This window comes from Pseudomonas sp. WPR_5_2, from assembly GCF_003634475.1.
Lineage (GTDB): Bacteria > Pseudomonadota > Gammaproteobacteria > Pseudomonadales > Pseudomonadaceae > Aquipseudomonas > Aquipseudomonas izuensis.
Genome location: NZ_RBLA01000010.1, coordinates 52,074 through 76,055, shown reverse-complemented (window position 1 = coordinate 76,055; position 23,982 = coordinate 52,074). Strand labels below are relative to the sequence as shown.

Genomic DNA, 23,982 nt, shown 5'->3' with positions numbered 1-23,982 from the left:
TATTGGCTGAACAACGCATCGGCCAGAACACGGAAGTCACCTTGCATTTCGCATTGCGCCTGGAGAACGGCGACACAGTGGACAGCACCTTCGACAAAGCCCCGGCGACCTTCAAGGTCGGTGACGGCAACCTGTTGCCAGGTTTCGAAGCCGCGCTGTTCGGTTTCAAGGCGGGTGACAAGCGTACGCTGAGCATCGAGCCGGAAAACGCTTTCGGCCAGCCGAATCCGCAAAACGTGCAGATCATCCCGCGCTCGCAGTTCCAGAACATGGACCTGTCGCCCGGTTTGCTGGTGATCTTCAACGATGCGGCCAATACTGAATTGCCGGGCGTGGTGAAAGAATTCGATGACGCGCAAGTGACCATCGACTTCAACCACCCGCTGGCTGGCAAGACACTGACCTTTGACGTGGAAATTATCTCCGTCAAGGCGTTGTAACTGACCTCATACGGTCATCTGTAGGAGCAAAGCTTGCTCGCGATAGCTTCATTTCAGTCAATATCACCGTTGACTGATCCACCGCTATCGCGAGCGAGCTTTGCTCCTACGGGTCTACGATCAATTTTCGCGCGCAAGACACGAGGCTCAGCATGCAAATCAAACTCGCCAACCCCCGTGGCTTCTGCGCCGGTGTGGACCGGGCGATCGAAATCGTCAACCGCGCCCTGGAAGTCTTCGGGCCGCCGATCTATGTGCGCCATGAAGTGGTCCACAACAAATTCGTCGTCGAAGACCTGCGCAACCGTGGTGCGATTTTCGTCGAGGAACTGGATCAGGTGCCGGACGACGTGATCGTGATCTTCAGTGCCCACGGCGTTTCCCAGGCAGTGCGCACCGAAGCCGCAGGCCGTGGCCTGAAAGTGTTCGATGCCACCTGCCCGCTGGTGACCAAGGTGCATATCGAAGTCGCGCGCTACAGCCGCGATGGTCGTGAATGCATCCTCATCGGCCACGCGGGTCACCCGGAAGTCGAAGGCACCATGGGTCAGTACGATGCCAGTAACGGCGGTGCGATCTATCTGGTCGAAGACGAAAAAGACGTCGCCGAACTGCAAGTACATAACCCGGAAAAACTGGCGTTCGTGACCCAGACTACCCTGTCCATGGACGATACCAGCCGCGTCATCGACGCCCTGCGTACACGTTTCCCGGCCATTGGCGGTCCGCGCAAGGACGATATCTGCTACGCCACGCAAAACCGTCAGGACGCGGTCAAGCAACTGGCCGACGAATGCGATGTGGTGCTGGTGGTCGGCAGCCCGAACAGCTCCAACTCCAATCGCCTGCGTGAACTCGCCGAGCGCATGGCCACCCCGGCCTATCTGATCGACGGAGCCGAAGACCTGCAAAAGAGCTGGTTCGAAGGTGTCGAGCGTATCGGTATCACGGCTGGCGCCTCCGCTCCGGAAGTCCTGGTGCGTGGCGTGATCCAGCAATTGCAGGCTTGGGGTGCCACCGGCGCTGACGAGCTGGCTGGGCGGGAAGAGAACATCACGTTCTCCATGCCCAAAGAACTACGCGTTCGTTCCCTCCTCTGAGTCTTCTCCTCCCACGCAAAGCGGCTGTTCAGCCCTTGTGCTGCGCAGGCTGACAATGCCGGTCCGGGCCAGTACCACTTGGTATTGGCTCAAGGACTCCCGGGCTGAGCAGATGTGTAATGTCCCCGCCTGAAAAGCGCCGCTGGGCAGCAATGGCTCGCCCAGACCGCTGAACCTGACAAAACTCCTGACCGGTCTATTACCCACGACAGGTACTCGAGCACTGCCCTGGCGTTCAACGAGCAGCGGATTGCTGCTGTCCTCATGCCCTTTGCCATTGATATCCAGAATCATCCGCCAACCCTGACCCCAGTCGCCGTTTATGCCGTAAATCACAACGGTCTGGTTTCGGGCAATGGCTTCGCTTCTTGCGCTACGCATTCCGCTGACAAGCGACCTCGCCGCTTCCTCGCGATAGTTCGATTCCTTAACCGCTGCAAACGCCGGACTGACCAAATGCAGAACAATCCCGGCAATCGTCAGTCCCATAAGCAGTTCGATCAAGCTGAAGCCTTGCTGATGCATGGCATCTCCCTCCCTGGAGTGTTGAGCCCCGTGCAATCCGTGCACGAGTAATGGCGAAACAGCCTCGCCTTGGCGGTCGAATGTTCTAGCGTGTAAGAGCAGGTATAGCCGACGGCAACGGAGGGCATCGATGGATCATCGTACAAAAGGTTTCACGCTGATCGAGTTGCTGATCGCCATAGCCGTCTTTCTGGTCCTGATCACGCTGGGTGTCCCGGCATTTACCCGTTCGACGCAAGTCACCAGGGCCGATACCGAGATCGGTGATCTGCAACATGGCCTGAACTTCGCCCGTCTGGAGGCGATCGATCGGGGTGTGACCACGCGGGTGCGCCCCACGGCAGGCGGCAGCCTCTGGACGGGTGAATTGTCGGTGTATGACGGCACGGGCACTCCGGCCAATGTATTACGTGTTATTCCAGCGATGAGCAGCGGTGCAACGCTGACGCTAACCTCAGGAGTGACCGCTATTGATTTCAATAGTCTGGGCGGCCTGTCGTCATCGTCCACGGCGTTGGTGATCAGTTATGTGTCGGGTACGCAAAGCAGGACGCTGAATGTGTGTTTGAACGGACGAATTCTATTGGGTGGAAGTTGCGGATGAGGCAAGGGAGCAAGGGTGCACAGGAAGGCATGACGCTGATTGAAGTCCTGGTTGCGTTGTTGATTCTGGGCGTTGGGCTGCTGGGCGCGGCGGCGATTCAACTGAATGCGCTGAAGTACACCGACAGTGCGCGCATGACCAGCCAGGCCAGTTTCATCGCCTACGACATGATGGACCGCATTCGCGCCAACGCTGCCGCCGACTACACCGTTACACCGCCGACGTCGGGCAATCCGAGTATCGCCCGGGACCAGGACCTCTACGATTTCACCAGCAATATCGTCAATTTCGGGGGCGCTACGGCAACCGGCACCATCGCCCTCAATCAGCGCGTGTACACCATCACCATCACCTGGGACGATTCCCGGGCCGCCAACAGCGCCAACGCCCGCCGCAGTTTTGTGCTCACCAGCCGTGCGACGGCCGATCCGGTGGCGATGCCATGAGCCGTCTCCAAAGAGGGTTCGGCCTGATCGAGCTGCTGATCGCCCTGGCCTTGAGCCTGATCGTGGTGCTGGGCGTGGTGCAGGTTTTCATTGCCGCGAAAAACACTTACGTCAGCCAGAACAGCGCTGCCGCCATGCAGGAAGACGCGCGTTTCGTGCTGGGCAAAATGATTCAGGAAATCCGTATGGTCGGGATGTTCGGTTGCCTGGGGACGATTACCGATGCGAATACGGGCGGGAGCTTCAATGCCGGTCAGGTCACTCCGATCAGTTGGGATAACGCCAATTTAAGGTTAACGCTGGTGACGGCGGATGTCGGCAGCAATGGCGGCACGCCGACCTGGACGGTGCTTTCCGATTGTCGCACCAGTGCAACGGCCTATTCCGGTGCGCAAACGCCCGCTTCGGGGCAACTGGCGTTTCCCATCCGGCGGTTAATCTACAGCCTGAAGAACGGCCAACTGACTATGGGGGTCGGCGTTGCGCCGATCCCGCAGGTACTGGTGGATAACGTCAGTGCCTTCAATGTCAGCTTCGGCCTTGCCAGTTCCGCTACCGATACGGCCACCTCCAGTTACAGCAGCAACCCTTCGGACCCTGCACGCATTCGCAGTGTGCGTCTGAGCCTGACCCTCACCGACCCGAGCAACCGGGTGAGCAATCAAACCTTCAACGTGGTTGCGGCGCTGCGCAACCGCTTGCCATGAGGGGAGGGCCGATGAGTGTTTCTACGATAACGCCATGTTCCCAACGCGGCATGGCACTGTTGGTCAGCCTGGTGTTTTTGTTGCTGCTGACGCTGATCGGCCTTTCCTCGATGCAGAACGCCATCCTGCAGGAAAAAATGGCCGGTAGCGTGAGCATGCGTAATCAGTCGTTCCAGAGCGCAGAAGCAGCGTTGCGTGTCGGTGAAAGCGCGGTGCAACTGGACACCTACTCATTGGCCGTGTGCAACGGCACCACCCAATGCGCGCCGCCGGGCGAATCGTCGAGCCTCCTCGCCGCCGGCTTCAACGCCACCTCGGGAGTGACCTGGATCGCGTCGGGCAGTGGTTTTTACGGCGTGCAAAACATTGGCACCGCCGTCACCGCCGTGAACGTACCGAGCAATACCTCGGCAACCTTGTACCGAGTGACCGCCGTGGGCATCGCAGGCAACTCGCGCAGCGTGGTGGAGAGCATCTATGCGAAGTACTGAACGACGCACGGGGCTTTGGCAGTCATTGGCTGGCGCCGTTCTGGGGTTGTATCTCTCGGCCCCGGCCTATGCCTTCACGCCTTCGGACTCCCCCTTGCTGAGTGCCGCAGCGGTCGCACCCAACGTGATGCTGATGATCGACGATTCGGGGAGCATGAATAACATCATCTGGGCGCCGGATTTCGATCCCACGGTCAATCGCGCGCAGATAGCCATATGCAGTTCCAACACCTCGTGTATAAGCGGCCAGAATCTGGACATGAGCGATACCAATATTTCGCTGTCGAGCCTGAATAGAGGTGGTTGCTCGACCAGTGGCAACTGGTACGGGTTCTATCGGGGGTTCCTGGGGCTGACGCCCGTTTGCCTCAAGTTGCCTGACCCGGTGGGTAATGAAAATACCCGTTACACCGCTAACTATCTGGCCTATCTGCTGGGCTTGGCCAATGGTTCCAATCGGGACTTCACCACGGGGGCCAATGCAATCCCCAACGATTACCGCATCAGCGTGGCGCAGGATGTTTCGACCAACCTGGTCACCAGCAATCGCACGTTGCGTATCGGCCTGGCCACGTTCAACCCGCCCGTGAACAACAATCCGGGCAATGGCGGCTTTATTGCCCGGGCGGTCAGCGATCTGTCGGTGGATGCCAACTACAACGCGCTGATTGCCTCCATCAATGGGCTCAGTGCCGTAGCCAATACACCGCTGGCGGAAACCTATTACGAAGTGACTCGCTACCTGCGCGGCATGGCGCCGTACTACAACTCGACGCCCTCCACCTACACCAGTCCGATCCAATATCGCTGCCAGAAAAACTACGGAGTAGTGATTACGGATGGCTTGCCCACCTACGACCGGACCTTCCCCACCAATGATCCGCTCGGTGGCACCCGCCTGCCGAACTGGGACGGCAACAGCGCTAACGATGGCGACGATCTTAACGGTGACGGGGAGGGTGACACGCTGTACCTGGATGACATCGCCAAGTTCGCCTTTGACATCGACATGCGCTCCACCGGGACGGATCTGGCGGGCAAAAGCTGGAACGCCACGGACTTTCCCAAGCAGAACATGAACACCTACACCGTTGGTTTTACCGCGACCAATCAGATGTTGTCGGATGCCGCCAGCTACGGTCAGGGCAAGTATTACCAGGCCACTGACAGTGCCGGGCTTAACGCCGCATTGTCCTCCGCCCTGAGTGACATCACTTCCAAGGCCGGCTCCGGCGGCAGTGGTGTCACCAGCGGGACGATTCTCAGCAGCGGCACCCGTTACTTCCAGACCAGTTACGACCCGAAGGACTGGCGTGGCACGATCAAGGCCTTTGGTTTCACCTCCAGTGGCGCGGTCAATACCGGTGCGGTGCTGTGGAGCACCGATACGGCCATCGTGCCCGGTGCCACGGCGCCGACCTATCAATCGTGGAACAACCAGACCAACAGCCCAGTGACATTGGCTTACGCCAATTTCTCCACGGCCCAGCAAGCCGTCCTCAGCCAGGGCCTGCCCACCGGGATTACCGGCAGTGACCTGGTGGAGTGGAGCAAGGGCACCAACAAGACCGGCCTGAAAGTGCGCAGTGCGCTGCTGGGGGACATTATCAACTCGCCATTGACCCTGGCGTCCCCGACGGATAAAACCGCCTCGGACCAGTCGGGCGACACCACTTATAGCACCTACCTGGCCACCAAGGCGGCCAACATGAACACCAGCCTGGTGGTCAACGCCAACGACGGTTTTGTAAACGTCATCAATGCCGGCAACGGCACGCGGCGTTACGCTTACATGCCGTCCAGTGTGCTGCCATCGTTGCGCTATATCGCTGATACCGCGTACATCAACGGCGTCAGCCATAAATTTCTGGTGGACGGGCAGGTAGGTGTGTTCGATGCCCAGCTCAACGGTGCCTGGAAAACTCTCGCGCTCGGCGGGACTGGCGCGGGCGGACGCACCTTCTATGCGCTGCAACTGTTCGATGCCTCGGCCGGTAACGTGACCCGGGCGTTGTGGGAAATCAGCGCGCCGGCCACGGCCAGTACGGCGAATCCTTTCAATGATCTGGGTTATGCCTACGCTCGCCCGGAAGTGGCACGCTTGGCCGACGGTCGATGGGCGGCGTTCATTTCCAACGGCTATGGCAGCAATTCCGGGGTGGCCGCGTTGTATGTCGTGGACCTGCGCGACGGTTCGTTGATCAGGAAAATCGTTGTCGACAGCACTGAAACCACGAACGGATTGTCCTCGGTGGAATTGAAGGTCAACTCGCAGAATGTGGTGCAGGCGGCCTATGGTGGCGATTTGAAAGGGCGTTTGTGGAAGTTCGATCTGAGCAGTAGCAGCACCGATAGCTGGGGGGTGGCGTTTGCCGGCAAGCCCTTGTTTACCGCGGCCGGAGGCGCGACCCAGCCGATTACCGCTCAGCCCTTGCTGGCGGATAACTCGCTGGGTGGCAAACAGGTATTTTTCGGCACAGGGAAGTTCAACGAGACCGCGGACAAGACCAACAAGGATTTACAGGCGTTCTATGCGGTGTGGGACGCGGACGGCGGATCAGGGCAGATCACTACGTCCAGCTTGCAGGCCCAGGCAGTGACCGGCGTGGTCTCGGGAAGCTCCGGGCAATTCATCACCACCAGCCAGAACGAAGTGACCTATCCCGCGGAAAAGGGCTGGTATCTGCCGCTGGTGTACAACAACGTGCTGACCGGCGAGCGGGTGATCAACCAGGCCAGCCTGGTGCTCGGGCGAATCGTGTTCACCACAGCCAGCGTCGACACCACAGATCCCTGCGCGAGCTTCGGCACCGGCAAACTGGTCGAACTCGATGCGTTCAGCGGTAAGATGCTCAACTACGCAGTGCTCGATACCACCGGCGACGGGTTGATCGATAGCACCGACACAGTGTCCAGCGGCGTGGTCTTTACCGGCGGTATTCCGACCCTGAATGCCATCGTCAATGGCGCGGCCCGCAAAATCGTGAACGATTCCAGTGGCGGTATCACCACGCTGGTGGAAAAATCCGGCGGCGGCAGCCGTCGCATCATGTGGCGACAAATACAGTAAGCGAGAGTTGAGGCATGCACAGATCCAACCGCGGTTTTACCCTGATCGAAATCATGATCGTGATTGCGATCATCGGGATTGTCCTGACCATCGCCATGCCGAGCTTTACGGAATATCAGAACAAAGGGCGTCGTACTGAAGTGGCCGGTCTGCTTTCTGAACAGGCGCAGATCCTCGAGCGTTTTTATTCACAGAAAAACATCTACACCGGTGCCGCTGGCCTCAGTCCTGGTAATGACTACTACACCATCACCCCGACGCTGACCGATCAGACTTTCCTGCTGACAGCCGTGCGTAAGGCCGGAAAAAGCATGGCCACTGACAAGTGTGGTGATTTCACGATTTCCAATACCGGTGTCCGTGGCATGGTCAATGCCACCGCCGGCCTGACCACCAAGGATTGCTGGGGTCGCTGAGTTTCCTTTTTCGGGTGTCTTTTGCGCCCTCTGTCTATTTATCGGTTGGATCAGAATATGACCAGGCAACAGCAAGTGGTGATTGTCGGCGGTGGGGTAATCGGTCTGCTGACGGCCTTCAATCTCGCGTCCGAAGTGCAGAGCGTTGTGCTGCTGGACCGTTCGAATGTCGGTCAGGAGTCGTCCTGGGCGGGGGGTGGCATCGTATCGCCGCTTTATCCATGGCGTTACAACCCGGCGGTCACCGCGCTGGCCCATTGGTCCCAGGATTTTTATCCACAACTGGGTGAGCGCTTATTCGCTGCCACCGGGATCGATCCCGAGGTGCACACCACCGGCCTGTATTGGCTGGATCTGGACGATGAAGCCGAGGCGCTGGCCTGGGCCGCACGGGAGAAGCGTCCGCTGCGGGCTGTGGATATCTCGGCGGCGCACGATGCGGTGCCGGTGTTGGGCGGCGGTTTTACCCGGGCCATCTATATGGCCGACGTAGCCAACGTGCGCAATCCGCGGCTGGTGAAGTCCCTCAAGGCGGCGTTGCTGGCACTGCCGAATGTGACCATTCATGAGCAGTGCGAAGTCAGTGGGTTCATTCGCGAAGATCAAAAAGTTGTCGGTGTGCAGACTTCCTCAGGCGCAATTCGCGGCGATCAGGTGGTCCTGACCGCGGGTGCCTGGAGCGGGGATTTGCTCACGAGCCTGGGCCTTGAGCTGCCGGTCGAACCCGTCAAAGGGCAGATGATTCTCTACAAGTGCGCAGCGGATTTCCTACCTAGCATGGTGCTGGCCAAGGGGCGCTACGCGATTCCACGGCGCGACGGGCACATCCTGATTGGCAGTACGCTGGAATATGAAGGCTACGACAAGACGCCAACCGAATCGGCGCTGGAGAGCCTCAAAGCCTCGGCGGTGGAATTGATTCCAGCGTTGGCGGGTGCCGAGGTGGTGGGTCATTGGGCCGGCTTGAGGCCTGGCTCGCCGGAAGGCATTCCCTACATTGGCCGGGTGCCGGGGTTTGATGGGTTGTGGCTCAACTGTGGGCATTTCCGCAATGGGTTGGTACTGGCGCCGGCATCGTGCCAGTTGTTTGTCGATGTGATGTTGGGCAGGGCGCCGATCATTGATCCGGCGCCGTATGCGCCGACCGGGCGGATTTGATTCAAGGTTTGTGGCGCCTGTCAGATTGCCATCGCGAGCAAGTTTTGCTCCCACAGGATTAGTGTCGTGATGCAAACCCTGTGGGAGCAAAGCTTGCTCGCGATGGGGCCTTAATCCAGCCCCAGTTTCTTGAGTCTGTAGCGCATCGACCGAAACGACAAATTCAATCGCTGAGCTGCCGCCGTGCGGTTCCAGCGGGTTTCCTCCAACGCCTGCAGAATCAACTGGCGTTCGACGTTCTCCAGGTAAGCCTCCAGATTGTCGATCTGCGTCAGGTCCGGCACACCCCCTTCGGCGGCACAGTTACCTTCGGCCAGGCGCAGGTCGCTGGCTTCGATCTGTTTGTTCTCGCATAACGTGTGCGCCCGTTCGAGCATGTTCTCCAGTTCCCGAACGTTGCCCGGGAAGCGATAGCTTTTGAGGGCGTCGAGGGCTTGCGGGTGGAGCTTCGCCAGCGGTTGCCCGGTGTTGGCGGCAAGACGCTTGAGCATATGGCTGGCCAGCGGCTCGATGTCATCGCGGCGTTCACGCAAGGGCGGAACCCGCAGCTCGATGACATTCAACCGGTAGTACAAGTCCTGGCGAAAGCGCTCGGCGGTGATTTCGGCCGCAAGGTCTTTGTGGGTGGCGCAAAGAATGCGCACATCGACCACCATTTCCTGTTGCCCGCCGACGCTGCGCACGGCCTTTTCCTGGATGGCTCGAAGCAGTTTGACCTGCATCGGCAGCGGCAGGTCCGCCACTTCATCAAGGAACAGGGTGCCACCATGGGCCGCCTGGAACAGTCCGGGTTTGTCTTCGATGGCGCCGCTGAAGCTGCCTTTGCGATGGCCAAAGAATTCGCTTTCCATCAGTTCCGAGGGGATGGCCCCGCAATTGACCGGAATAAAGGGGTGGTTGGCGCGTGGTCCGCGGTCATGGATCAGGCGTGCGACCAGCTCCTTGCCGCTGCCTGACTCGCCGCTGATGTAGACCGGGGCTTGGCTGCGCGCCAGTTTATCGATTTGTTTGCGCAGGTTGCGCATGGGCAATGAATCGCCCAGCAGGCGGCGATCGATGGCAGCATCGGGGGCGGGCAGCAGCAGGGCGCTGGTGACCAGTTCGCGCAGTCGGGGGAGGTCAACCGGTTTTGTCAGGAAGTCGAAGGCGCCGGCCTTGAGGGCGTTGATTGCTGTGTCGACATTGCCATAGGCCGTGATCATGGCCACCGGAACCTGCGGATAGCGTTGCTGGATATGCTGTACCAACTCAAGGCCCGTGCCGTCCGGCAGACGCATGTCGGTCAGGCACAGATCGAACGTCTCGCGCCTCAGCAGGGCTTGGGCCTCGCCAGCGTTGCGGGCACTCCAGGTATCGAGCTTCATCCGCCCCAGGGTGATTTCCAGGAGTTCGCGGATGTCCGGTTCGTCGTCGACGATCAGGACTTTAGGCCGTGGGCTCATGTTCAACCTTGTTTCCGTCCGTGAGCAAAGGTGATGCGAAAGCAGCCGCCGCCTTGGCGTGGTTTGAAGTCTAGGCGGGCCTGATTGCTTTCGCACAGCTCACGGGACAGATAGAGCCCCAGGCCAGTGCCCTGGTAACTGGTGGTGAAGAACGGCTCGAACAGTTGCGCTTGATGATCGGGGAGCACGCCGGCGCCGTCGTCGAGGATTTCCAGGATTGGCAACTGACTATCGGGATCGATAAACAACTCAAGCCAGACCTGCGCCCGATCGTGGCTCTGGGCGCTGTGGCGCCAGGCATTGCGTATCAGATTGTCGAGAATCTGGTTCAACTGGTTCGGGTCCATAAGGGTCTTGAAGTCACCGGGAGCGATGTGCAGGTGAATCTGCTGGCGCTCGTTCGCGCCCTCGCGGATTTCGGTGACGAACTGTTGCAGCCACGGCTTCAGGTCCAGCCTTTGTGGCACGGTTTGCTGGCGGCGAGACAGTTGCAGGACGTTTTCGATTACCCGGTTCATTCGCTGAGAGTGGTCTTGAATGATCTGCGTCAGACGTTGATCCGCGCCGTTCAGTTCCTCGGATTCGCGCAATAGCTGTGCGGCATGACTGATGGCGCCCAACGGGTTGCGGATTTCATGGGCGATACCGGCGGTCAGGCGCCCGAGGGCGGCAAGTTTCAGCTGTTGGGCCTGCTGGGCAATCTGTGCGAGGTCTTCAAGAAAGACCAGGGTCTGGTGCTGCGAACTGGAGTCCAGCGCAATGAAGCTCGGCTGCAGCTCCATGCCGCTGTTGGCGACTTTCAGGCTTTGCGGGCGCAGCGTTGGATTGCTGAGCCACAGGTGCAGGCGTTCGACAAGGGCGGGGACATGGTCATCGATCAGACAGCCTTCGAGGCGGCCGCAACCGAGCAGTGACAGGGCGCTGTGGTTGGCCAATTGCACGCGCCGCTGCTCGTCGAGTACCAGGATACCGGTGCGCATGCGTTGCAGGATCAGCGCATTGAGCGCCTCCAGGCCGACGACTTCACTGGCCTTTTGCTCCGCCAGGGTTTCGCTGACTTCCAGGCGTCGGATCAGGCCTTGCACCAACAGTGCCGCGGCAAAACACAGGGCGCCGAGGGTGCCCACCTGCAAATAATCATTGGGGCTGGAGGGATGGCTAAAGTGCAACAGGAAACTCGTACCGACGATGCCGAGTGCGCCGACGGCGGCAATCAGCAGGCCAATACGCCTTCGCAACAACGTATTACTAATGGCCACCGAGACGATCAACAGGTTGCCTATGGCGCTGGCCACGCCGCCGCCGGCGTAGAGCAGGCCGCACAGCAGCAGGACGTCGAGAAGCGCCAGGCTGAACAGTTGCGCCGGGTGGCGCGTGTTCTCGAAGAAGACCACCAGAAGAATATTCAGCACCAGGTACAACCAGCTGCCACTGCGCAGCAGATCGTCATTGGCTGACGTCAGCAACCGGTTGTCCATGTCGCTGGAAATCAGCAGCACCAGGATGATGCCGACGCTTAATCGGTAGAGATGATAAAGGCGCAGCAGTCGCTGGGCCTGTTTGCCGCCGTGACTGGACGTCTCAGCGATCACTGGAGCCGGGGCCTTGCTCCAGATGAGCCTGGCTGCAATACCACTGCTGTTGAAGGCTCAGTGCGCGATCCCGGGGCAGGTGCACGCCGCAATGGGCACAGCGGACCATCGGTGTCGCTTCCAGCTCGGCGGTCGACCTGGGCACGGCAGTCTGCCCTTTGTACTTGCGCCAGAACCATACGGCGGCGGCAATCACGGCGATCCAGAAAAGTAAACGAAGCATGATGAGCTGCTTTTTGGCTGATGAACCAGCAGTTTAGCCGGGGACATGTCAGGCGCACAGCGCAATTGCGCTCTACAAAAATGGCGCAATAAAAAAGGGAGACTCGAGAGTCTCCCTTTCTGTACCGCCGGTCGTGTCAGTCGAACACGCCGAAGGTCATGTAGCTGAACCACGAGCGGTCTTCGTTGTTGCCCTGGGCTTCATGATCTTCTTCCTTGATCGCGTCGCCATTTCCGTCTTTAGGCTTGAGCTCGCTCGGAATCGCGTCCTTGGCATCCTGGAACTGCTTCTGCACGTCCTGGTTGGCGCGGGTTTCTCCCGGCGGCAGCGGCGGACGGGATTCGATCAGGCCCAGGGTGGCCTTGCTCAACCACGAACGGTTGTCGGCTTCTGCGACCGACGGTACGAACTGACCGTCCACCAGGCTCGGGTGGTTCGGGTAGTTGAGCTTCAGGGTTTCAAGGCTGGTGGCGGCCAGTTCGTCCAGATGCAGACGCTGGTAGGCCTCGGTCATCACCGCCAGGCCATCACCGACCGCAGGGGTTTCCTGGAAGTTTTCCACCACGTAGCGGCCACGGTTCGCGGCGGCGACGTAGGCCTGACGGGTCAGATAGTAGTTGGCAACGTGGATCTCGTAGGCCGCCAGCAGGTTGCGCAGGTAGATCATGCGCTGCTTGGCGTCCGGTGCGTAACGGCTGTTGGGGTAGCGGCTGGTCAGCTGGGCGAACTCATTGTAGGAGTCGCGAGCGGCGCCAGGGTCACGCTTGGTCATGTCCAGCGGCAGGAAGCGCGACAGCAGGCCGACGTCCTGGTCGAAAGAAGTCAGGCCCTTGAGGTAGTAGGCGTAATCGACGTTCGGATGCTGTGGGTGCAGGCGAATGAAACGCTCGGCAGCCGCTTTTGCAGCCTCTGGCTCGGTGTTCTTGTAGTTGGCGTAGATGAGTTCGAGTTGAGCCTGATCGGCATAACGACCGAACGGATAACGCGATTCCAGAGCCTTCAGCTTGGCGGTAGCGCTGGTGTAGCTGTTATTGTCCAGGTCAGCTTGAGCCTGTTGGTACAACTCGACTTCGCTCAGGTTTTCGTCTACGACTTCCTTCGATGAGCAAGCAGCGGTCAATGCGAGGATGGCGATCAGCAGCAGGTGTTTCACTTGCATGGCGGCTTGCGTCCCTATGACGGCCGCTGTCTTGGGCGCGGCCGTCCTGTTATGATGAGCGCCCCGTTGAATAGCCTCGGGGCAAAAGACGCCGTATTTAACCACAAGCGCGCAGCCGAAACCAAAGGCTGTGCCGACGCCTAGTCTGAGCATGTCCGATAAAATTGAACTTCGCGCAGAGGTGCCGTCCGAATTGGGCGGCCAACGCCTCGATCAAGTCGCCGCACAATTATTCGCTGAGCACTCGCGCTCGCGCCTTTCCGCCTGGATCAAAGACGGCCGCCTGACTGTGGATGGGGCGGTTATCCGTCCGCGAGACATCGTTCACGGCGGCGCCATTCTTGAACTTACTGCCGAGCAGGAAGCTCAGGGCGAGTGGGTCGCTCAAGACATTGCCCTGGACATCGTCTATGAAGACGACGACATCCTGGTGATCAACAAGCCTGCGGGCCTGGTGGTGCACCCCGCCGCCGGTCATGCTGATGGCACCTTGCTCAATGCTTTGCTGCACCACGTGCCCGACATCATCAATGTGCCCCGCGCCGGTATCGTGCATCGCCTGGACAAGGACACCACCGGTCTGATGGTGGTGGCCAAGACCATTCAGGCGCAGACGCAGCTTGTAACTCAATTGCAGAGCCGCAGTGTCAGCCGCATCTATGAATGCATCGTGATTGGTGTTGTGACGGCCGGCGGCAAGATCAACGCGCCGATCGGTCGACACGGCCAGCAGCGCCAGCGCATGGCTGTGATGGAGGGTGGCAAGCAAGCCGTCAGCCATTACCGCGTGCTCGAGCGTTTCCGCTCCCACACCCACGTGCGGGTGAAGCTGGAAACCGGTCGTACGCACCAGATTCGCGTGCACATGGCGCACATCAACTACCCGTTGGTCGGGGATCCTGCCTATGGCGGTCGCTTCCGTATCCCGCCGGCAGCCAACCCGACCATGGTCGAGTCGTTGAAAAACTTCCCGCGTCAGGCGCTGCATGCGCGGTTCCTGGAGCTGGATCATCCGACCACCGGTAAACGCATGAGCTGGGAGTCGCCGTTGCCGGAAGACTTCGTCTGGTTGCTGACCCTGCTCAAGCAAGACCGTGAGGCGTTCATCGGATGAGTGACTGGCTGATTCCTGACTGGCCCGCGCCGGCCGGGGTCAAAGCCTGTGTCACCACCCGTGCGGGCGGCGTCAGTCTGGCGCCGTTCGACAGCCTCAATCTCGGCGATCACGTCGACGACAGCCCCGAGGCTGTCGCCGAAAATCGCCGTCGCCTGACGGATCACTTCGCCATTCAACCGGCCTGGCTGCAGCAGGTCCATGGCATTGCCGTGGCCCATGCCGATCCTGGCCAGGTGGTCACTGCCGATGCCAGCTGGACGGCAACACCGGGCATCGCCTGCGCGGCAATGACCGCCGATTGCCTGCCGGCGTTGTTTTGCGACCGCGCCGGCACCCGCGTTGCGGCGGCCCATGCCGGTTGGCGCGGATTGGCGGCGGGCGTACTGGAAGCGACCCTCGACAGTCTGGCGGTACCACCCGCCGATGTGCTGGTCTGGCTGGGTCCGGCCATTGGCCCGAAAGCGTTTGAAGTCGGCCCCGAAGTGCGCGAAACCTTCGTCGAGCAATTGCCTGAGGCTGCCGAAGCCTTTGTGCCGAGTCAAAACGCCGGCAAGTTCATGGCCGACATCTATAAGCTGGCCCGCTTGCGTCTGGAGGCTCGTGGTGTCACCGCAGTCTATGGTGGCGGTTTCTGCACCGTGACTGATCCTCGCTTCTTTTCCTATCGCCGCAGTCCGATAACCGGGCGGTTCGCCTCCTTGATCTGGCTTGAACGCTAGACTTGCCTGACCTGCATCAACGTCCCGACGCTTGAATCTCCCAGAATCGACCACATCTAACCTGGTATCTGGCAGGTTTCTTCATTCAGGATGTTTTATAGGTCCGGCCTGCTCAAAAGGAAGGTGACCCATGCGTATAGACCGTTTAACCAGCAAGTTGCAGTTAGCCCTGTCCGACGCCCAATCCCTGGCCGTCGGTCTTGATCATCCGGCCATCGAGCCGGCGCATTTGATGCAAGCCCTGCTCGAACAACAGGGCGGTTCGATCAAACCCCTGTTGATGCAGGTGGGCTTCGACGTCAACAGCCTGCGTAAAGAGCTGACCAAAGAGCTCGATCAGCTACCGAAAATCCAGAACCCGACCGGCGACGTCAACATGTCGCAGGATCTGGCGCGCCTGCTCAATCAGGCTGATCGCCTGGCCCAGCAGAAGGGCGACCAGTTCATTTCCAGCGAGTTGGTGTTGCTGGCCGCCATGGACGAGAACAGCAAGATCGGCAAACTGCTGCTCGGCCAGGGCGTCAGCAAGAAAGCCCTGGAAAACGCGATCAACAACCTGCGCGGTGGCGAGGCGGTCAACGACCCCAACCACGAAGAAGCACGCCAGGCCCTGGATAAATACACCGTCGACCTGACCAAGCGCGCCGAAGACGGCAAGCTCGATCCGGTGATCGGCCGTGACGACGAAATTCGCCGGACCATCCAGGTCCTGCAACGCCGTACCAAGAACAACCCGGTGCTGATCGGTGAGCCTGGCGTCGGTAAGACCGCCATCGCCGAAGGTCTGGCACAGCGCATCATCAACGGCGAAGTGCCGGACGGCCTCAAGGGCAAGCGCCTGCTGTCCCTGGACATGGGGGCGTTGATTGCCGGTGCCAAATATCGCGGTGAGTTCGAAGAGCGGCTCAAGGCTCTGCTCAACGAACTGTCGAAGCAGGAAGGGCAGATCATTCTGTTTATCGACGAACTGCACACCATGGTCGGCGCCGGTAAAGGCGAAGGGTCGATGGACGCAGGCAACATGCTCAAGCCAGCCCTGGCGCGCGGCGAGCTGCATTGCGTCGGTGCGACCACGCTCAACGAGTACCGCCAATATATAGAGAAGGACGCGGCCCTCGAGCGGCGCTTCCAGAAAGTACTGGTGGATGAGCCCAGCGAAGAAGACACCATCGCGATCCTGCGTGGCCTGAAAGAGCGCTACGAGGTTCACCACAAGGTGGCGATTACCGACGGTGCGATCATCGCGGCGGCCAAGCTCAGCCATCGCTACATAACGGATCGCCAGTTGCCGGACAAGGCCATCGACCTGATTGACGAGGCTGCGAGCCGTATCCGCATGGAAATCGACTCCAAGCCGGAAGTGCTGGACCGTCTGGAGCGCCGCCTGATTCAGTTGAAGGTGGAATCCCAGGCACTGAAGAAAGAAAGCGACGACGCGGCGAAGAAGCGTCTGGAAAAGCTGCAGGAAGAAATCGCTCGTCATGAGCGTGAGTATTCGGATCTCGAAGAAATCTGGAACTCGGAGAAAGCCGAAGTTCAGGGTTCGGCACAGATCCAGCAGAAAATCGAACAGTCCCGCCAGGAACTGGAAGCCGCGCGCCGCAAAGGCGACCTGAACCGCATGGCCGAGTTGCAGTACGGGGTGATCCCGGATCTGGAGCGCAGCCTGCAAATGGTCGACCAGCATGGCAAAAGTGAAAACCAGTTGCTGCGCAGCAAGGTGACTGAAGAAGAGATTGCCGAAGTCGTTTCGAAGTGGACCGGTATTCCGGTGTCGAAAATGCTCGAAGGCGAGCGCGAAAAACTGATGAAGATGGAAAGCCTGTTGCACCAGCGTGTGATCGGCCAGGACGAAGCGGTAGTAGCGGTTTCCAACGCGGTGCGGCGTTCCCGCGCCGGGCTGGCAGACCCGAATCGTCCGAGCGGTTCGTTCATGTTCCTCGGCCCGACCGGTGTCGGTAAAACCGAGCTGTGCAAGGCCCTGGCCGAGTTTCTCTTCGATACCGAGGAAGCGATGGTGCGCATCGACATGTCCGAGTTCATGGAAAAACATTCCGTGGCTCGCTTGATTGGCGCGCCACCGGGCTATGTAGGCTATGAAGAGGGCGGTTACCTGACCGAGGCGGTGCGTCGCAAGCCTTATTCGGTGATCCTGCTGGACGAGGTCGAGAAGGCGCACCCGGATGTATTCAACATCTTGCTGCAAGTGCTGGAAGACGGCCGCCTGACCGACAGCCATGGCCGCACGGTGGATTTCAAGAATACCGTGATTGTCATGACCTCCAACCTGGGTTCGGTGCAGATTCAGGAGCTGGTCGGTGATCGTGAGGCCCAGCGTGCGGCGGTAATGGATGCGATTTCCAGCCACTTCCGGCCGGAGTTCATCAACCGGGTCGACGAAGTGGTGATCTTCGAGCCGTTGGCGCGGGATCAGATCGCCGGCATTACCGAGATCCAGTTGAGTCGTCTGCGCAGTCGCCTCACCGAGCGGGAACTGAAGCTGGAGTTGAGCCCTGAGGCCATGGATAAGCTGATCGCGGTCGGGTACGACCCGGTGTATGGCGCACGGCCGCTCAAGCGAGCGATCCAGCGCTGGATCGAAAACCCGCTGGCACAGCTGATTCTCTCCGGCCGCTTCATGCCGGGAGACACGGCGAAAGGCACGGTGGAAAACGACGAAATCGTTTTCAACTGAGCCCAAACGGCAACACAAAAAGGGAGGCCTCGCATTGCGAGGCCTTTTTTTCGCGAGGCTGTTGAATTTAAAGGAAAAGGCTTGTAAAGTGCGCCCCGCAGTAAGTCACCCGCCAGGGTTTCCGCTCCCCAAGCAGGAATCCAAAATAAGTTGCAAATCATTAACTTGAAAGCAATTTAGGGGGTTGACAGAGGTTCTGAAGATTGTAGAATAGCGCGCCTCAGACACACGAACGCAGCGATGCGAACGGGTTGAAGGGAACGCAGTAAAGCTTCAAAGTTGTAAATTGAAATGTGTAGTTCCGTGATAGCTCAGTCGGTAGAGCAAATGACTGTTAATCATTGGGTCCCAGGTTCGAGTCCTGGTCACGGAGCCAATTTCAAACCGGGGTATAGCGCAGTCCGGTAGCGCGCCTGCTTTGGGAGCAGGATGTCAGGAGTTCGAATCCCCTTACCCCGACCATTTTTGGGTCGTTAGCTCAGTTGGTAGAGCAGTTGGCTTTTAACCAATTGGTCGTAGGTTCGAATCCCACACGACCCACCATTTTTGAAACCAGTTAACGCTGGAATCGAATCTTAAGATCAGACGCCAAAAGCTCTGTTCGCAGAAGGCGCCTTTCAAAGGTGCCTTTTTTTTACCGGGGTATAGCGCAGTCCGGTAGCGCGCCTGCTTTGGGAGCAGGATGTCAGGAGTTCGAATCCCCTTACCCCGACCATATTAAAAATCCTCGTATCGAAAGATACGGGGATTTTTTTTGTCCAAAAAATCTCATGCGCACCCAAAAACGACTGTAGGAGCGAGCCTGCTCGCGATAGCGGTCTGCCAGATGACAATAATGTCGACTGTACCGACGTCATCGCGAGCAGGCTCGCTCCTACAGTGGATGTGTATTAGTGCAGTTTGAGTCGCGGCTCAGTCCCACGTCCGATCTTGCTACCGAGCATCAGCATCGCCGTGCGGAACGGTCCGTACAGCGCCATTTGGTGCATGCGGTACAGCGACACGTAAAACATCCTCGCCAGCCATCCTTCAAGCATCACGCTGCCGGTGAGGTTGCCCATCAAGTTACCCACAGCGGAAAAACGCGACAGGGAAATCAGTGAGCCGTAGTCGGTGTATTTGTATTCAGGCAATGCCTTGCCTTCGATCCGCAGCTTCAGCGATTTGGCCAGCAGCGACGCCTGTTGGTGCGCCGCCTGGGCGCGCGGTGGCACGTTGCGGTCGGTGCCCGGTTGCGGGCAGGCCGCGCAGTCACCGAAGGCGAAGATGTTCTCGTCGCGGGTGGTTTGCAGGGTCGGCAGCACTTGCAGCTGGTTGATACGGTTGGTTTCCAGGCCATCGATGTCCTTGAGGAAGCCCGGTGCGCGAATGCCTGCCGCCCAGACCTTCAGGCTGGCATTGATGACTTTGCCGTCGGCGGTGATCAAGGCGTCGGCCGTCACTTCGCTGACCGCCGCGTTGGTCATGACGTTGACCCCGAGTTTTTCCAGGGTTTTATGCACAGGTCCGCCGATCCGCTCCGGCAGGGCTGGCAGCACCCGTGGCCCGGCTTCGATCAGGGTGATGTGCATATTTTCAGGTTTGATCCGATCCAGGCCGTAGGCCGCCAGTTCATGGGCGGCGTTGTGCAACTCGGCGGCCAGCTCGACCCCGGTGGCACCGGCGCCGACGATGGCCACGCTGATTTGCTCGACCGCGTCGGTCTGCCCGGCATGGGCGCGCAGGTAGTGGTTGAGCAACTGCTGATGGAAGCGCTCGGCCTGTTTGCGAGTGTCGAGGAACAGGCAGTGCTGCGCCGCGCCCTGGGTGCCGAAATCATTGGTGGTACTGCCGACGGAAATCACCAGCGAGTCGTAAGGCACTTCCCGCGCCGGCACCAGTTCCAGGCCGGCTTCATCGTACGTGGCGGCCAGCTGGATTCTTTTCCGGGCCCGATCGAGCCCGCTCATGCGCCCAAGCTGGAACTCGAAGTGGTTCCATTTCGCCTGGGCAACGTAGTTGAGTTCATCTTCGGAAGAGTTCAGGGACCCGGCCGCCACTTCGTGCAACAGCGGTTTCCAGATGTGGGTCAGGTTCGCGTCGACCAGCATCACACTGGCCGTGCCACGCTTGCCCAGAGTCTTACCCAGACGGGTAGCCAACTCCAGACCGCCGGCGCCGCCGCCAACGATGACAATACGATGAGTCATGGGAATATCTCGCAAGGCTAAAGGAAATCGGTGCAATTACCCTCGCGAGCGCAATGCTGCTCATAGCGTCAGGTAACTGATAAGTCGGCTCAACAGGCCCAGGCCAATGGTCACTGCCAACACCAGCACCAGGAGCATCCACGGCCGGAAAGGCCGGCGCTCGACTCGGTGCTGGGACAGTTGCAGGTATTCTTCGACATGCTTCTGGTCGTCGGGGTTCAGGCGGCTGGTCATAAAGGCCTCGTCAGGTAGACGTTGCTGAATGTGTTGAAGCTACAGGCTGATTTAATGAACGTTGAACGGAACCTGGCCGCTGTCCGCAATGGGCTCGACGCTCACCCTCTCGTCCAGGCGAATGATGCCACTTTGTATCACTCGGGCAGTGATTGCGCCATGCCCGCGCACGGCCTGTAACGCTCCGGTGCACTGGACTCACAGGCTGATCCCGACGTCGAAAACAATGCTGCGTCCCAGGTTGCTGCGCAGAAAGTCCGGCGCATCCGGATGCGCAAACAGTACGCGGGCAAAGGTCGGTCCTACCAGTGACAGCGAACGCCAGCCCTGGCGCAGGTATTCGGTGGGCGGCGGGAAGTGGCTGTTGAGGTCCAGCACTTCGCGCTTGAGGCTGGCGAAGGCGATGATGTCCAGTTCGCCCAGATCCATGCCGCGTTCTTTGTAGTTGTGCGCTTTTTTGCGCAAGGTCGGCGCCAGCCGCAGCAGGAACTCGTTCGCCGGGATACGCCGGGGCTTGGCCTCACGCCGTACCAGTTGGCTGAGGGAGAAAGCACTGCGTCGGCGTTGCAGCTCGTCGCGCCATTCGTCGTTGAGGCGCCGGCCTTCGTCGAGGACGAAGAACACCTCGAAACTGGCATCGCGAAACAGCACGTCCGGTGGCTCGCCGGCGGGGGCGAACTCATCGGCGCGATAAGGAATATTCAAGCCTTGCAGCAGGCGCTGGCACACCCAACGCTCCCGCTCCCATTTGCGGGCATTGGACAGGAAGGCGTTGGCTTGCTCGGCCGCGATGGTCAGCAGGCGTAAATAATCTGAGTCATCCATAGGCCCAAGCTTAGCGCTCAAATGTGATCGCAAAGAAAACAGTTTGTCGCAGACGAGCAAAAGCCTGAAGCGACAACCCCGCACCCATCCTTCACCCACGCCCGGTCCAGGGCATTGCACAAAACGGATAGCGATCTGCGCAACGCGGATATTGGCGCGTGCCTGGCGACATTACCCTCGGCTGTACGGGACGTTCGCCGCATTTGCGAGCCTCTTGAAAAACAACAACAAGAGAGAGATGCCATGCGCAAGATCGACGTACATGAGGTTATCGACAACGCACGATTCAACCGTTTTCACTGGATGGTGCTGTTCTGGTGTGCCCTGATCATCATCTTCGACGGTTACGATCTGGTGATCTACGGCGTGGTGCTGCCGATGCTGATGAAGGAATGGGGGCTCAGTCCCCTGCAGGCTGGTGCACTGGGCAGTTATGCATTGTTCGGAATGATGTTCGGCGCGCTGTTCTTCGGCCCGCTGTCAGACCGAATCGGTCGCAAGAAAGCCATAACGATCTGCGTGATGCTCTTCAGCGGTTTTACCGTGCTCAATGGTTTCGCCCGTAACCCCACAGAGTTTGGCGTGTGCCGGTTCATTGCCGGCCTGGGCATTGGCGGGGTAATGCCCAACGTCGTGGCGCTGATGAACGAATACGCGCCGAAAAAAATCCGCAGCACGCTGGTGGCGATCATGTTCAGCGGCTACTCGGTGGGCGGGATGCTATCGGCGGGGCTGGGTATCGTGTTGATTCCGGCTTTCGGTTGGCAGTCGGTGTTTTACGTGGCGGTGCTGCCGTTGATGTTGTTGCCGTTGATCATGTACTTCCTGCCCGAGTCCGTGGGCTTCATGTTGCGTCAGGGGCGCAATGAAGAAGCGCGCGCCATTCTTCAGCGGGTCGATCCGGTGTACATCGCGCAGACCGGCGATCAACTGCACATGAGCGAAGTGAAGGGCACAGGTACCCCGGTGTTGCAACTGTTTCGCGAGGGCCGGGCGCTGCGCACGCTGATGCTGTGGCTGGCATTTTTCTGCTGCCTGCTGATGGTCTACGCCCTGAGCTCATGGCTGCCGAAACTGATGGCCAACGCCGGTTACAGCCTCGGTTCGAGCCTGTCGTTCCTGCTGGTGCTCAACTTCGGCGCCATTTTCGGCGCGGTCGGCGGTGGCGTACTGGGGGACAGGCTTAATTTGCCGCGCGTCCTGGCGGTGTTCTTCGCCCTGGCGGCGGTGTCGATCACCTTGCTGGGCTTCAATAGCCCGATGCCGGTGTTGTACCTGCTGATCGCCATTGCCGGCGCCACCACCATCGGTTCGCAGATTCTGCTTTACGCCTGCGCCGCGCAGTTCTACTCCATGACCATTCGCTCCACCGGCCTGGGCTGGGCCTCGGGTATCGGACGCAACGGCGCGATCGTCGGTCCGTTGCTGGGCGGTGCCTTGCTCGGGATCAGCCTGCCGCTGCAACTGAACTTCATGGCGTTTGCCTTGCCCGGTGCGATAGCCGCCATCGCCATGACGGTGTTCGCCGTCAGCAGTCGGCGTAGCGCCCGCCAGGCGTTGACGGACGTTGGCTACGTTTCCGCTGACGGTTCTGTCGGCGAAGCTTCATGAGAGCGTTAGCCCGGGATTTTTCCCTGTCAGCGGCCGTCGCCGGATTTATCGCCACGGTGATTTCCTACGCAGGCCCTCTGGTGATCATTTTTCAGGCCGCCAACGCCGCACACCTGTCGCGGGAAGTGCTGTCGTCGTGGGTCTGGGCGATTTCCATCGGCAGCGCCGTGCTTGGCATCGGTTTGAGCCTGCGTTACCGCGTCCCGGTGATCATCGCGTGGTCGGCGCCGGGCTCGGCATTGCTGGTGGCATTGTTGCCGGGGATTTCCATGCCGGAAGCGGTGGGTGCCTATCTGGTCAGCAGCCTGATCATTTTCCTGGTCGGGGTGTCGGGGGCGTTTGACCGGATCATCGGCAAGCTGCCTGCCGCCGTTGCAGCGGCGATGTTGGCGGGGATTCTGTTCAGCTTCGGTACCGGGTTGTTCGTCTCGCTGCAGGGCAAGCCGTTGCTGGTGCTGACGATGTTTGCCACCTACCTGGTGTGCAAGCGGTTGCTGCCGCGCTATGCCGTGCTGATGGTCCTGTTGGTGGGTTGTTCGATGGCATTTCTCGCCGGAGATCTGCACAGCGAAGCCTTGGTCATCGGTTTGGCCACGCCGGTGTGGATCACGCCTGCGTTCAGCCTGAGCGCAACCCTGAACATCGCCTTGCCGCTGGTGATGGTGGCACTCACCGGCCAGTTCGTTCCCGGCATGGCGGTGTTGCGCGCCAGCGGTTACGCAACGCCGTCCGGACCGATCATTGTCGGCAGCGCACTGGGTACGGCGTTGTTGGCGCCGTTCGGGTGCCACGGGCTGAATCTGGCGGCGATTACCGCGGCCATTTGCACGGGCCGCGAGGCCCACGAAGATCCCGGCAAACGTTATGTGGCCGGGGTCGTGGGTGGCCTGTGCTACCTGCTGCTGGGCATCTTCGGTGCCACGCTGGTCTCACTGTTTTCGGCGTTCCCCAAAGAGCTGATCGCGGCCTTGGCCGGGCTGGCACTGTTCGCTGCGATTGCCGGTGCGCTGGCTGGCGCGATGGCGGTGCCGAGTGATCGTGAAGCGGCGCTGGTGACCTTTCTCACCACGGCGTCGGGCATGTCGCTGTTGGGTTTGTCCGCGGCTTTTTGGGGACTGATTTTCGGCATGGTCACTCACCTGTTGTTAAACGCCCGTCGCCTCACCCCTCGCAGCGAAAGCGCTGCGGCCAAGGCGCTTTTACCTGTCGATCAATAAAA

General features: G+C 59.8%; 22 protein-coding genes, 4 tRNA genes and 1 pseudogene. 18 read left to right on the top strand and 9 right to left on the bottom strand.

Annotated features, from left to right (window positions below; genetic code table 11):
• The first annotated feature begins 2 nt into the window (after nt 1-2).
• Entirely contained in the window at nt 3-440 is a 438-nt protein-coding gene (gene fkpB / locus BJ917_RS28605; protein WP_170948729.1) for an FKBP-type peptidyl-prolyl cis-trans isomerase, read from the top strand.
• Between the two features lie 152 nt (nt 441-592).
• A complete protein-coding gene (ispH, locus tag BJ917_RS28600) occupies nt 593-1,540 on the top strand; it encodes a 4-hydroxy-3-methylbut-2-enyl diphosphate reductase (protein WP_096515076.1) in 948 nt (315 codons plus the stop codon).
• Here ispH and BJ917_RS28595 read toward each other — a convergent pair.
• Nucleotides 1,517-2,065, bottom strand: coding sequence for a GspH/FimT family pseudopilin (locus BJ917_RS28595; RefSeq protein ID WP_121105720.1), 549 nt, complete (start codon nt 2,063-2,065; stop codon nt 1,517-1,519). The two genes, ispH and BJ917_RS28595, sit on opposite strands and share 24 nt — an antisense overlap.
• Before the next feature lie 130 nt (nt 2,066-2,195).
• Between BJ917_RS28595 and BJ917_RS28590 the strand changes: the two genes are divergently transcribed.
• Genes BJ917_RS28590 through thiO form a run of 7 tightly spaced genes read left to right on the top strand, consistent with a single transcriptional unit; the run spans nt 2,196 to nt 8,957 of the window.
• Nucleotides 2,196-2,669 (top strand): GspH/FimT family pseudopilin, encoded by a 474-nt coding sequence (locus tag BJ917_RS28590; RefSeq protein WP_121105718.1) that lies wholly within the window; start codon nt 2,196-2,198, stop codon nt 2,667-2,669.
• Nucleotides 2,666-3,115: a type IV pilus modification protein PilV gene (gene pilV / locus BJ917_RS28585; RefSeq protein ID WP_121105716.1), complete on the top strand. Its 450-nt coding sequence runs from the start codon at nt 2,666-2,668 to the stop codon at nt 3,113-3,115. The genes BJ917_RS28590 and pilV overlap by 4 nt, the downstream gene beginning before the upstream one ends.
• Nucleotides 3,112-3,822, top strand: coding sequence for a PilW family protein (locus BJ917_RS28580; RefSeq protein ID WP_096515084.1), 711 nt, complete (start codon nt 3,112-3,114; stop codon nt 3,820-3,822). Before pilV ends, BJ917_RS28580 begins: the two co-directional genes overlap by 4 nt.
• An 11-nt stretch (nt 3,823-3,833) precedes the next feature.
• Complete coding sequence (locus BJ917_RS28575) at nt 3,834-4,313, top strand: PilX N-terminal domain-containing pilus assembly protein (RefSeq protein WP_096515086.1); 480 nt, start codon at nt 3,834-3,836, stop codon at nt 4,311-4,313.
• Nucleotides 4,300-7,383 (top strand): pilus assembly protein, encoded by a 3,084-nt coding sequence (locus BJ917_RS28570; RefSeq protein ID WP_121105714.1) that lies wholly within the window; start codon nt 4,300-4,302, stop codon nt 7,381-7,383. The genes BJ917_RS28575 and BJ917_RS28570 overlap by 14 nt, the downstream gene beginning before the upstream one ends.
• Before the next feature lie 14 nt (nt 7,384-7,397).
• Nucleotides 7,398-7,799, top strand: a complete 402-nt coding sequence (locus tag BJ917_RS28565; RefSeq protein WP_121105712.1) for a type IV pilin protein — start codon at nt 7,398-7,400, stop codon at nt 7,797-7,799.
• A 57-nt stretch (nt 7,800-7,856) separates the two neighbouring features.
• Complete coding sequence (thiO, locus tag BJ917_RS28560) at nt 7,857-8,957, top strand: glycine oxidase ThiO (protein ID WP_121105711.1); 1,101 nt, start codon at nt 7,857-7,859, stop codon at nt 8,955-8,957.
• 110 nt (nt 8,958-9,067) lie between these two features.
• Here the strand turns inward: thiO and BJ917_RS28555 are convergent, their stop codons facing one another.
• From BJ917_RS28555 to BJ917_RS28540, 4 genes are all read right to left on the bottom strand, one after another.
• Nucleotides 9,068-10,399, bottom strand: coding sequence for a sigma-54 dependent transcriptional regulator (locus tag BJ917_RS28555; RefSeq protein WP_096515094.1), 1,332 nt, complete (start codon nt 10,397-10,399; stop codon nt 9,068-9,070).
• 2 nt (nt 10,400-10,401) lie between these two features.
• Complete coding sequence (locus tag BJ917_RS28550) at nt 10,402-11,991, bottom strand: PAS domain-containing sensor histidine kinase (protein ID WP_121105709.1); 1,590 nt, start codon at nt 11,989-11,991, stop codon at nt 10,402-10,404.
• Entirely contained in the window at nt 11,981-12,214 is a 234-nt protein-coding gene (locus tag BJ917_RS28545) for a PP0621 family protein (protein WP_096515098.1), read from the bottom strand. The genes BJ917_RS28550 and BJ917_RS28545 overlap by 11 nt, the downstream gene beginning before the upstream one ends.
• A 136-nt stretch (nt 12,215-12,350) precedes the next feature.
• Nucleotides 12,351-13,373 (bottom strand): outer membrane protein assembly factor BamD, encoded by a 1,023-nt coding sequence (locus BJ917_RS28540; protein ID WP_096515100.1) that lies wholly within the window; start codon nt 13,371-13,373, stop codon nt 12,351-12,353.
• 151 nt (nt 13,374-13,524) lie between these two features.
• Here BJ917_RS28540 and rluD point away from each other — a divergent pair, with 151 nt between their 5' ends.
• The 7 genes from rluD (at nt 13,525) to BJ917_RS28505 (ending at nt 18,619) form a co-directional block, all read left to right on the top strand.
• Nucleotides 13,525-14,487 (top strand): 23S rRNA pseudouridine(1911/1915/1917) synthase RluD, encoded by a 963-nt coding sequence (gene rluD / locus BJ917_RS28535; protein ID WP_007990414.1) that lies wholly within the window; start codon nt 13,525-13,527, stop codon nt 14,485-14,487.
• A complete protein-coding gene (gene pgeF / locus BJ917_RS28530) occupies nt 14,484-15,209 on the top strand; it encodes a peptidoglycan editing factor PgeF (RefSeq protein ID WP_096515102.1) in 726 nt (241 codons plus the stop codon). The genes rluD and pgeF overlap by 4 nt, the downstream gene beginning before the upstream one ends.
• A 130-nt stretch (nt 15,210-15,339) precedes the next feature.
• Nucleotides 15,340-17,904: an ATP-dependent chaperone ClpB gene (gene clpB, locus BJ917_RS28525; RefSeq protein WP_121105707.1), complete on the top strand. Its 2,565-nt coding sequence runs from the start codon at nt 15,340-15,342 to the stop codon at nt 17,902-17,904.
• Nucleotides 17,905-18,204: 300 nt separating this feature from the next.
• Nucleotides 18,205-18,280 (top strand) — tRNA-Asn (locus BJ917_RS28520).
• 9 nt (nt 18,281-18,289) lie between these two features.
• A tRNA-Pro gene (locus BJ917_RS28515) sits at nt 18,290-18,366 on the top strand.
• Nucleotides 18,367-18,371: 5 nt separating this feature from the next.
• Nucleotides 18,372-18,447 (top strand) — tRNA-Lys (locus BJ917_RS28510).
• Between the two features lie 95 nt (nt 18,448-18,542).
• Nucleotides 18,543-18,619 (top strand) — tRNA-Pro (locus tag BJ917_RS28505).
• Between the two features lie 175 nt (nt 18,620-18,794).
• Here the strand turns inward: BJ917_RS28505 and BJ917_RS28500 are convergent.
• The 4 genes and pseudogenes from BJ917_RS28500 to BJ917_RS28485 form a co-directional block, all read right to left on the bottom strand.
• Nucleotides 18,795-20,093 carry an NAD(P)/FAD-dependent oxidoreductase gene (locus BJ917_RS28500; protein WP_096515106.1) on the bottom strand — a complete coding sequence of 433 codons (1,299 nt, stop codon included), beginning with the start codon at nt 20,091-20,093 and terminating at the stop codon, nt 18,795-18,797.
• Between the two features lie 60 nt (nt 20,094-20,153).
• Nucleotides 20,154-20,327, bottom strand: a complete 174-nt coding sequence (locus BJ917_RS28495) for a DUF3094 family protein (protein WP_007996394.1) — start codon at nt 20,325-20,327, stop codon at nt 20,154-20,156.
• Between the two features lie 51 nt (nt 20,328-20,378).
• Nucleotides 20,379-20,513: pseudogene (locus BJ917_RS28490) on the bottom strand (MOSC domain-containing protein); the annotation flags it as partial.
• A 12-nt stretch (nt 20,514-20,525) separates the two neighbouring features.
• Nucleotides 20,526-21,152, bottom strand: a complete 627-nt coding sequence (locus tag BJ917_RS28485; RefSeq protein ID WP_007970534.1) for a DUF1780 domain-containing protein — start codon at nt 21,150-21,152, stop codon at nt 20,526-20,528.
• 243 nt (nt 21,153-21,395) lie between these two features.
• Here BJ917_RS28485 and BJ917_RS28480 point away from each other — a divergent pair, with 243 nt between their 5' ends.
• Nucleotides 21,396-22,763, top strand: coding sequence for an aromatic acid/H+ symport family MFS transporter (locus BJ917_RS28480; protein WP_121105705.1), 1,368 nt, complete (start codon nt 21,396-21,398; stop codon nt 22,761-22,763).
• A complete protein-coding gene (locus BJ917_RS28475) occupies nt 22,760-23,980 on the top strand; it encodes a benzoate/H(+) symporter BenE family transporter (RefSeq protein WP_121105703.1) in 1,221 nt (406 codons plus the stop codon). Before BJ917_RS28480 ends, BJ917_RS28475 begins: the two co-directional genes overlap by 4 nt.
• Nucleotides 23,981-23,982: the final 2 nt, after the last annotated feature.

Bases quoted from the DNA above. Each gene is read 5' to 3' on its own strand.
- ispH (WP_096515076.1), top strand. From the start codon at position 593: ATGCAAATCAAACTCGCCAACCCCCGTGGCTTCTGCGCCGGTGTGGAC.
- BJ917_RS28595 (WP_121105720.1), bottom strand. From the start codon at position 2,065: ATGCATCAGCAAGGCTTCAGCTTGATCGAACTGCTTATGGGACTGACG.
- BJ917_RS28590 (WP_121105718.1), top strand. From the start codon at position 2,196: ATGGATCATCGTACAAAAGGTTTCACGCTGATCGAGTTGCTGATCGCC.
- pilV (WP_121105716.1), top strand. From the start codon at position 2,666: ATGAGGCAAGGGAGCAAGGGTGCACAGGAAGGCATGACGCTGATTGAA.
- BJ917_RS28580 (WP_096515084.1), top strand. From the start codon at position 3,112: ATGAGCCGTCTCCAAAGAGGGTTCGGCCTGATCGAGCTGCTGATCGCC.
- BJ917_RS28575 (WP_096515086.1), top strand. From the start codon at position 3,834: ATGAGTGTTTCTACGATAACGCCATGTTCCCAACGCGGCATGGCACTG.
- BJ917_RS28570 (WP_121105714.1), top strand. From the start codon at position 4,300: ATGCGAAGTACTGAACGACGCACGGGGCTTTGGCAGTCATTGGCTGGC.
- BJ917_RS28565 (WP_121105712.1), top strand. From the start codon at position 7,398: ATGCACAGATCCAACCGCGGTTTTACCCTGATCGAAATCATGATCGTG.
- thiO (WP_121105711.1), top strand. From the start codon at position 7,857: ATGACCAGGCAACAGCAAGTGGTGATTGTCGGCGGTGGGGTAATCGGT.
- BJ917_RS28555 (WP_096515094.1), bottom strand. From the start codon at position 10,399: ATGAGCCCACGGCCTAAAGTCCTGATCGTCGACGACGAACCGGACATC.
- BJ917_RS28545 (WP_096515098.1), bottom strand. From the start codon at position 12,214: ATGCTTCGTTTACTTTTCTGGATCGCCGTGATTGCCGCCGCCGTATGG.
- BJ917_RS28540 (WP_096515100.1), bottom strand. From the start codon at position 13,373: ATGCAAGTGAAACACCTGCTGCTGATCGCCATCCTCGCATTGACCGCT.
- rluD (WP_007990414.1), top strand. From the start codon at position 13,525: ATGTCCGATAAAATTGAACTTCGCGCAGAGGTGCCGTCCGAATTGGGC.
- pgeF (WP_096515102.1), top strand. From the start codon at position 14,484: ATGAGTGACTGGCTGATTCCTGACTGGCCCGCGCCGGCCGGGGTCAAA.
- clpB (WP_121105707.1), top strand. From the start codon at position 15,340: ATGCGTATAGACCGTTTAACCAGCAAGTTGCAGTTAGCCCTGTCCGAC.
- BJ917_RS28500 (WP_096515106.1), bottom strand. From the start codon at position 20,093: ATGACTCATCGTATTGTCATCGTTGGCGGCGGCGCCGGCGGTCTGGAG.
- BJ917_RS28495 (WP_007996394.1), bottom strand. From the start codon at position 20,327: ATGACCAGCCGCCTGAACCCCGACGACCAGAAGCATGTCGAAGAATAC.
- BJ917_RS28485 (WP_007970534.1), bottom strand. From the start codon at position 21,152: ATGGATGACTCAGATTATTTACGCCTGCTGACCATCGCGGCCGAGCAA.
- BJ917_RS28480 (WP_121105705.1), top strand. From the start codon at position 21,396: ATGCGCAAGATCGACGTACATGAGGTTATCGACAACGCACGATTCAAC.
- BJ917_RS28475 (WP_121105703.1), top strand. From the start codon at position 22,760: ATGAGAGCGTTAGCCCGGGATTTTTCCCTGTCAGCGGCCGTCGCCGGA.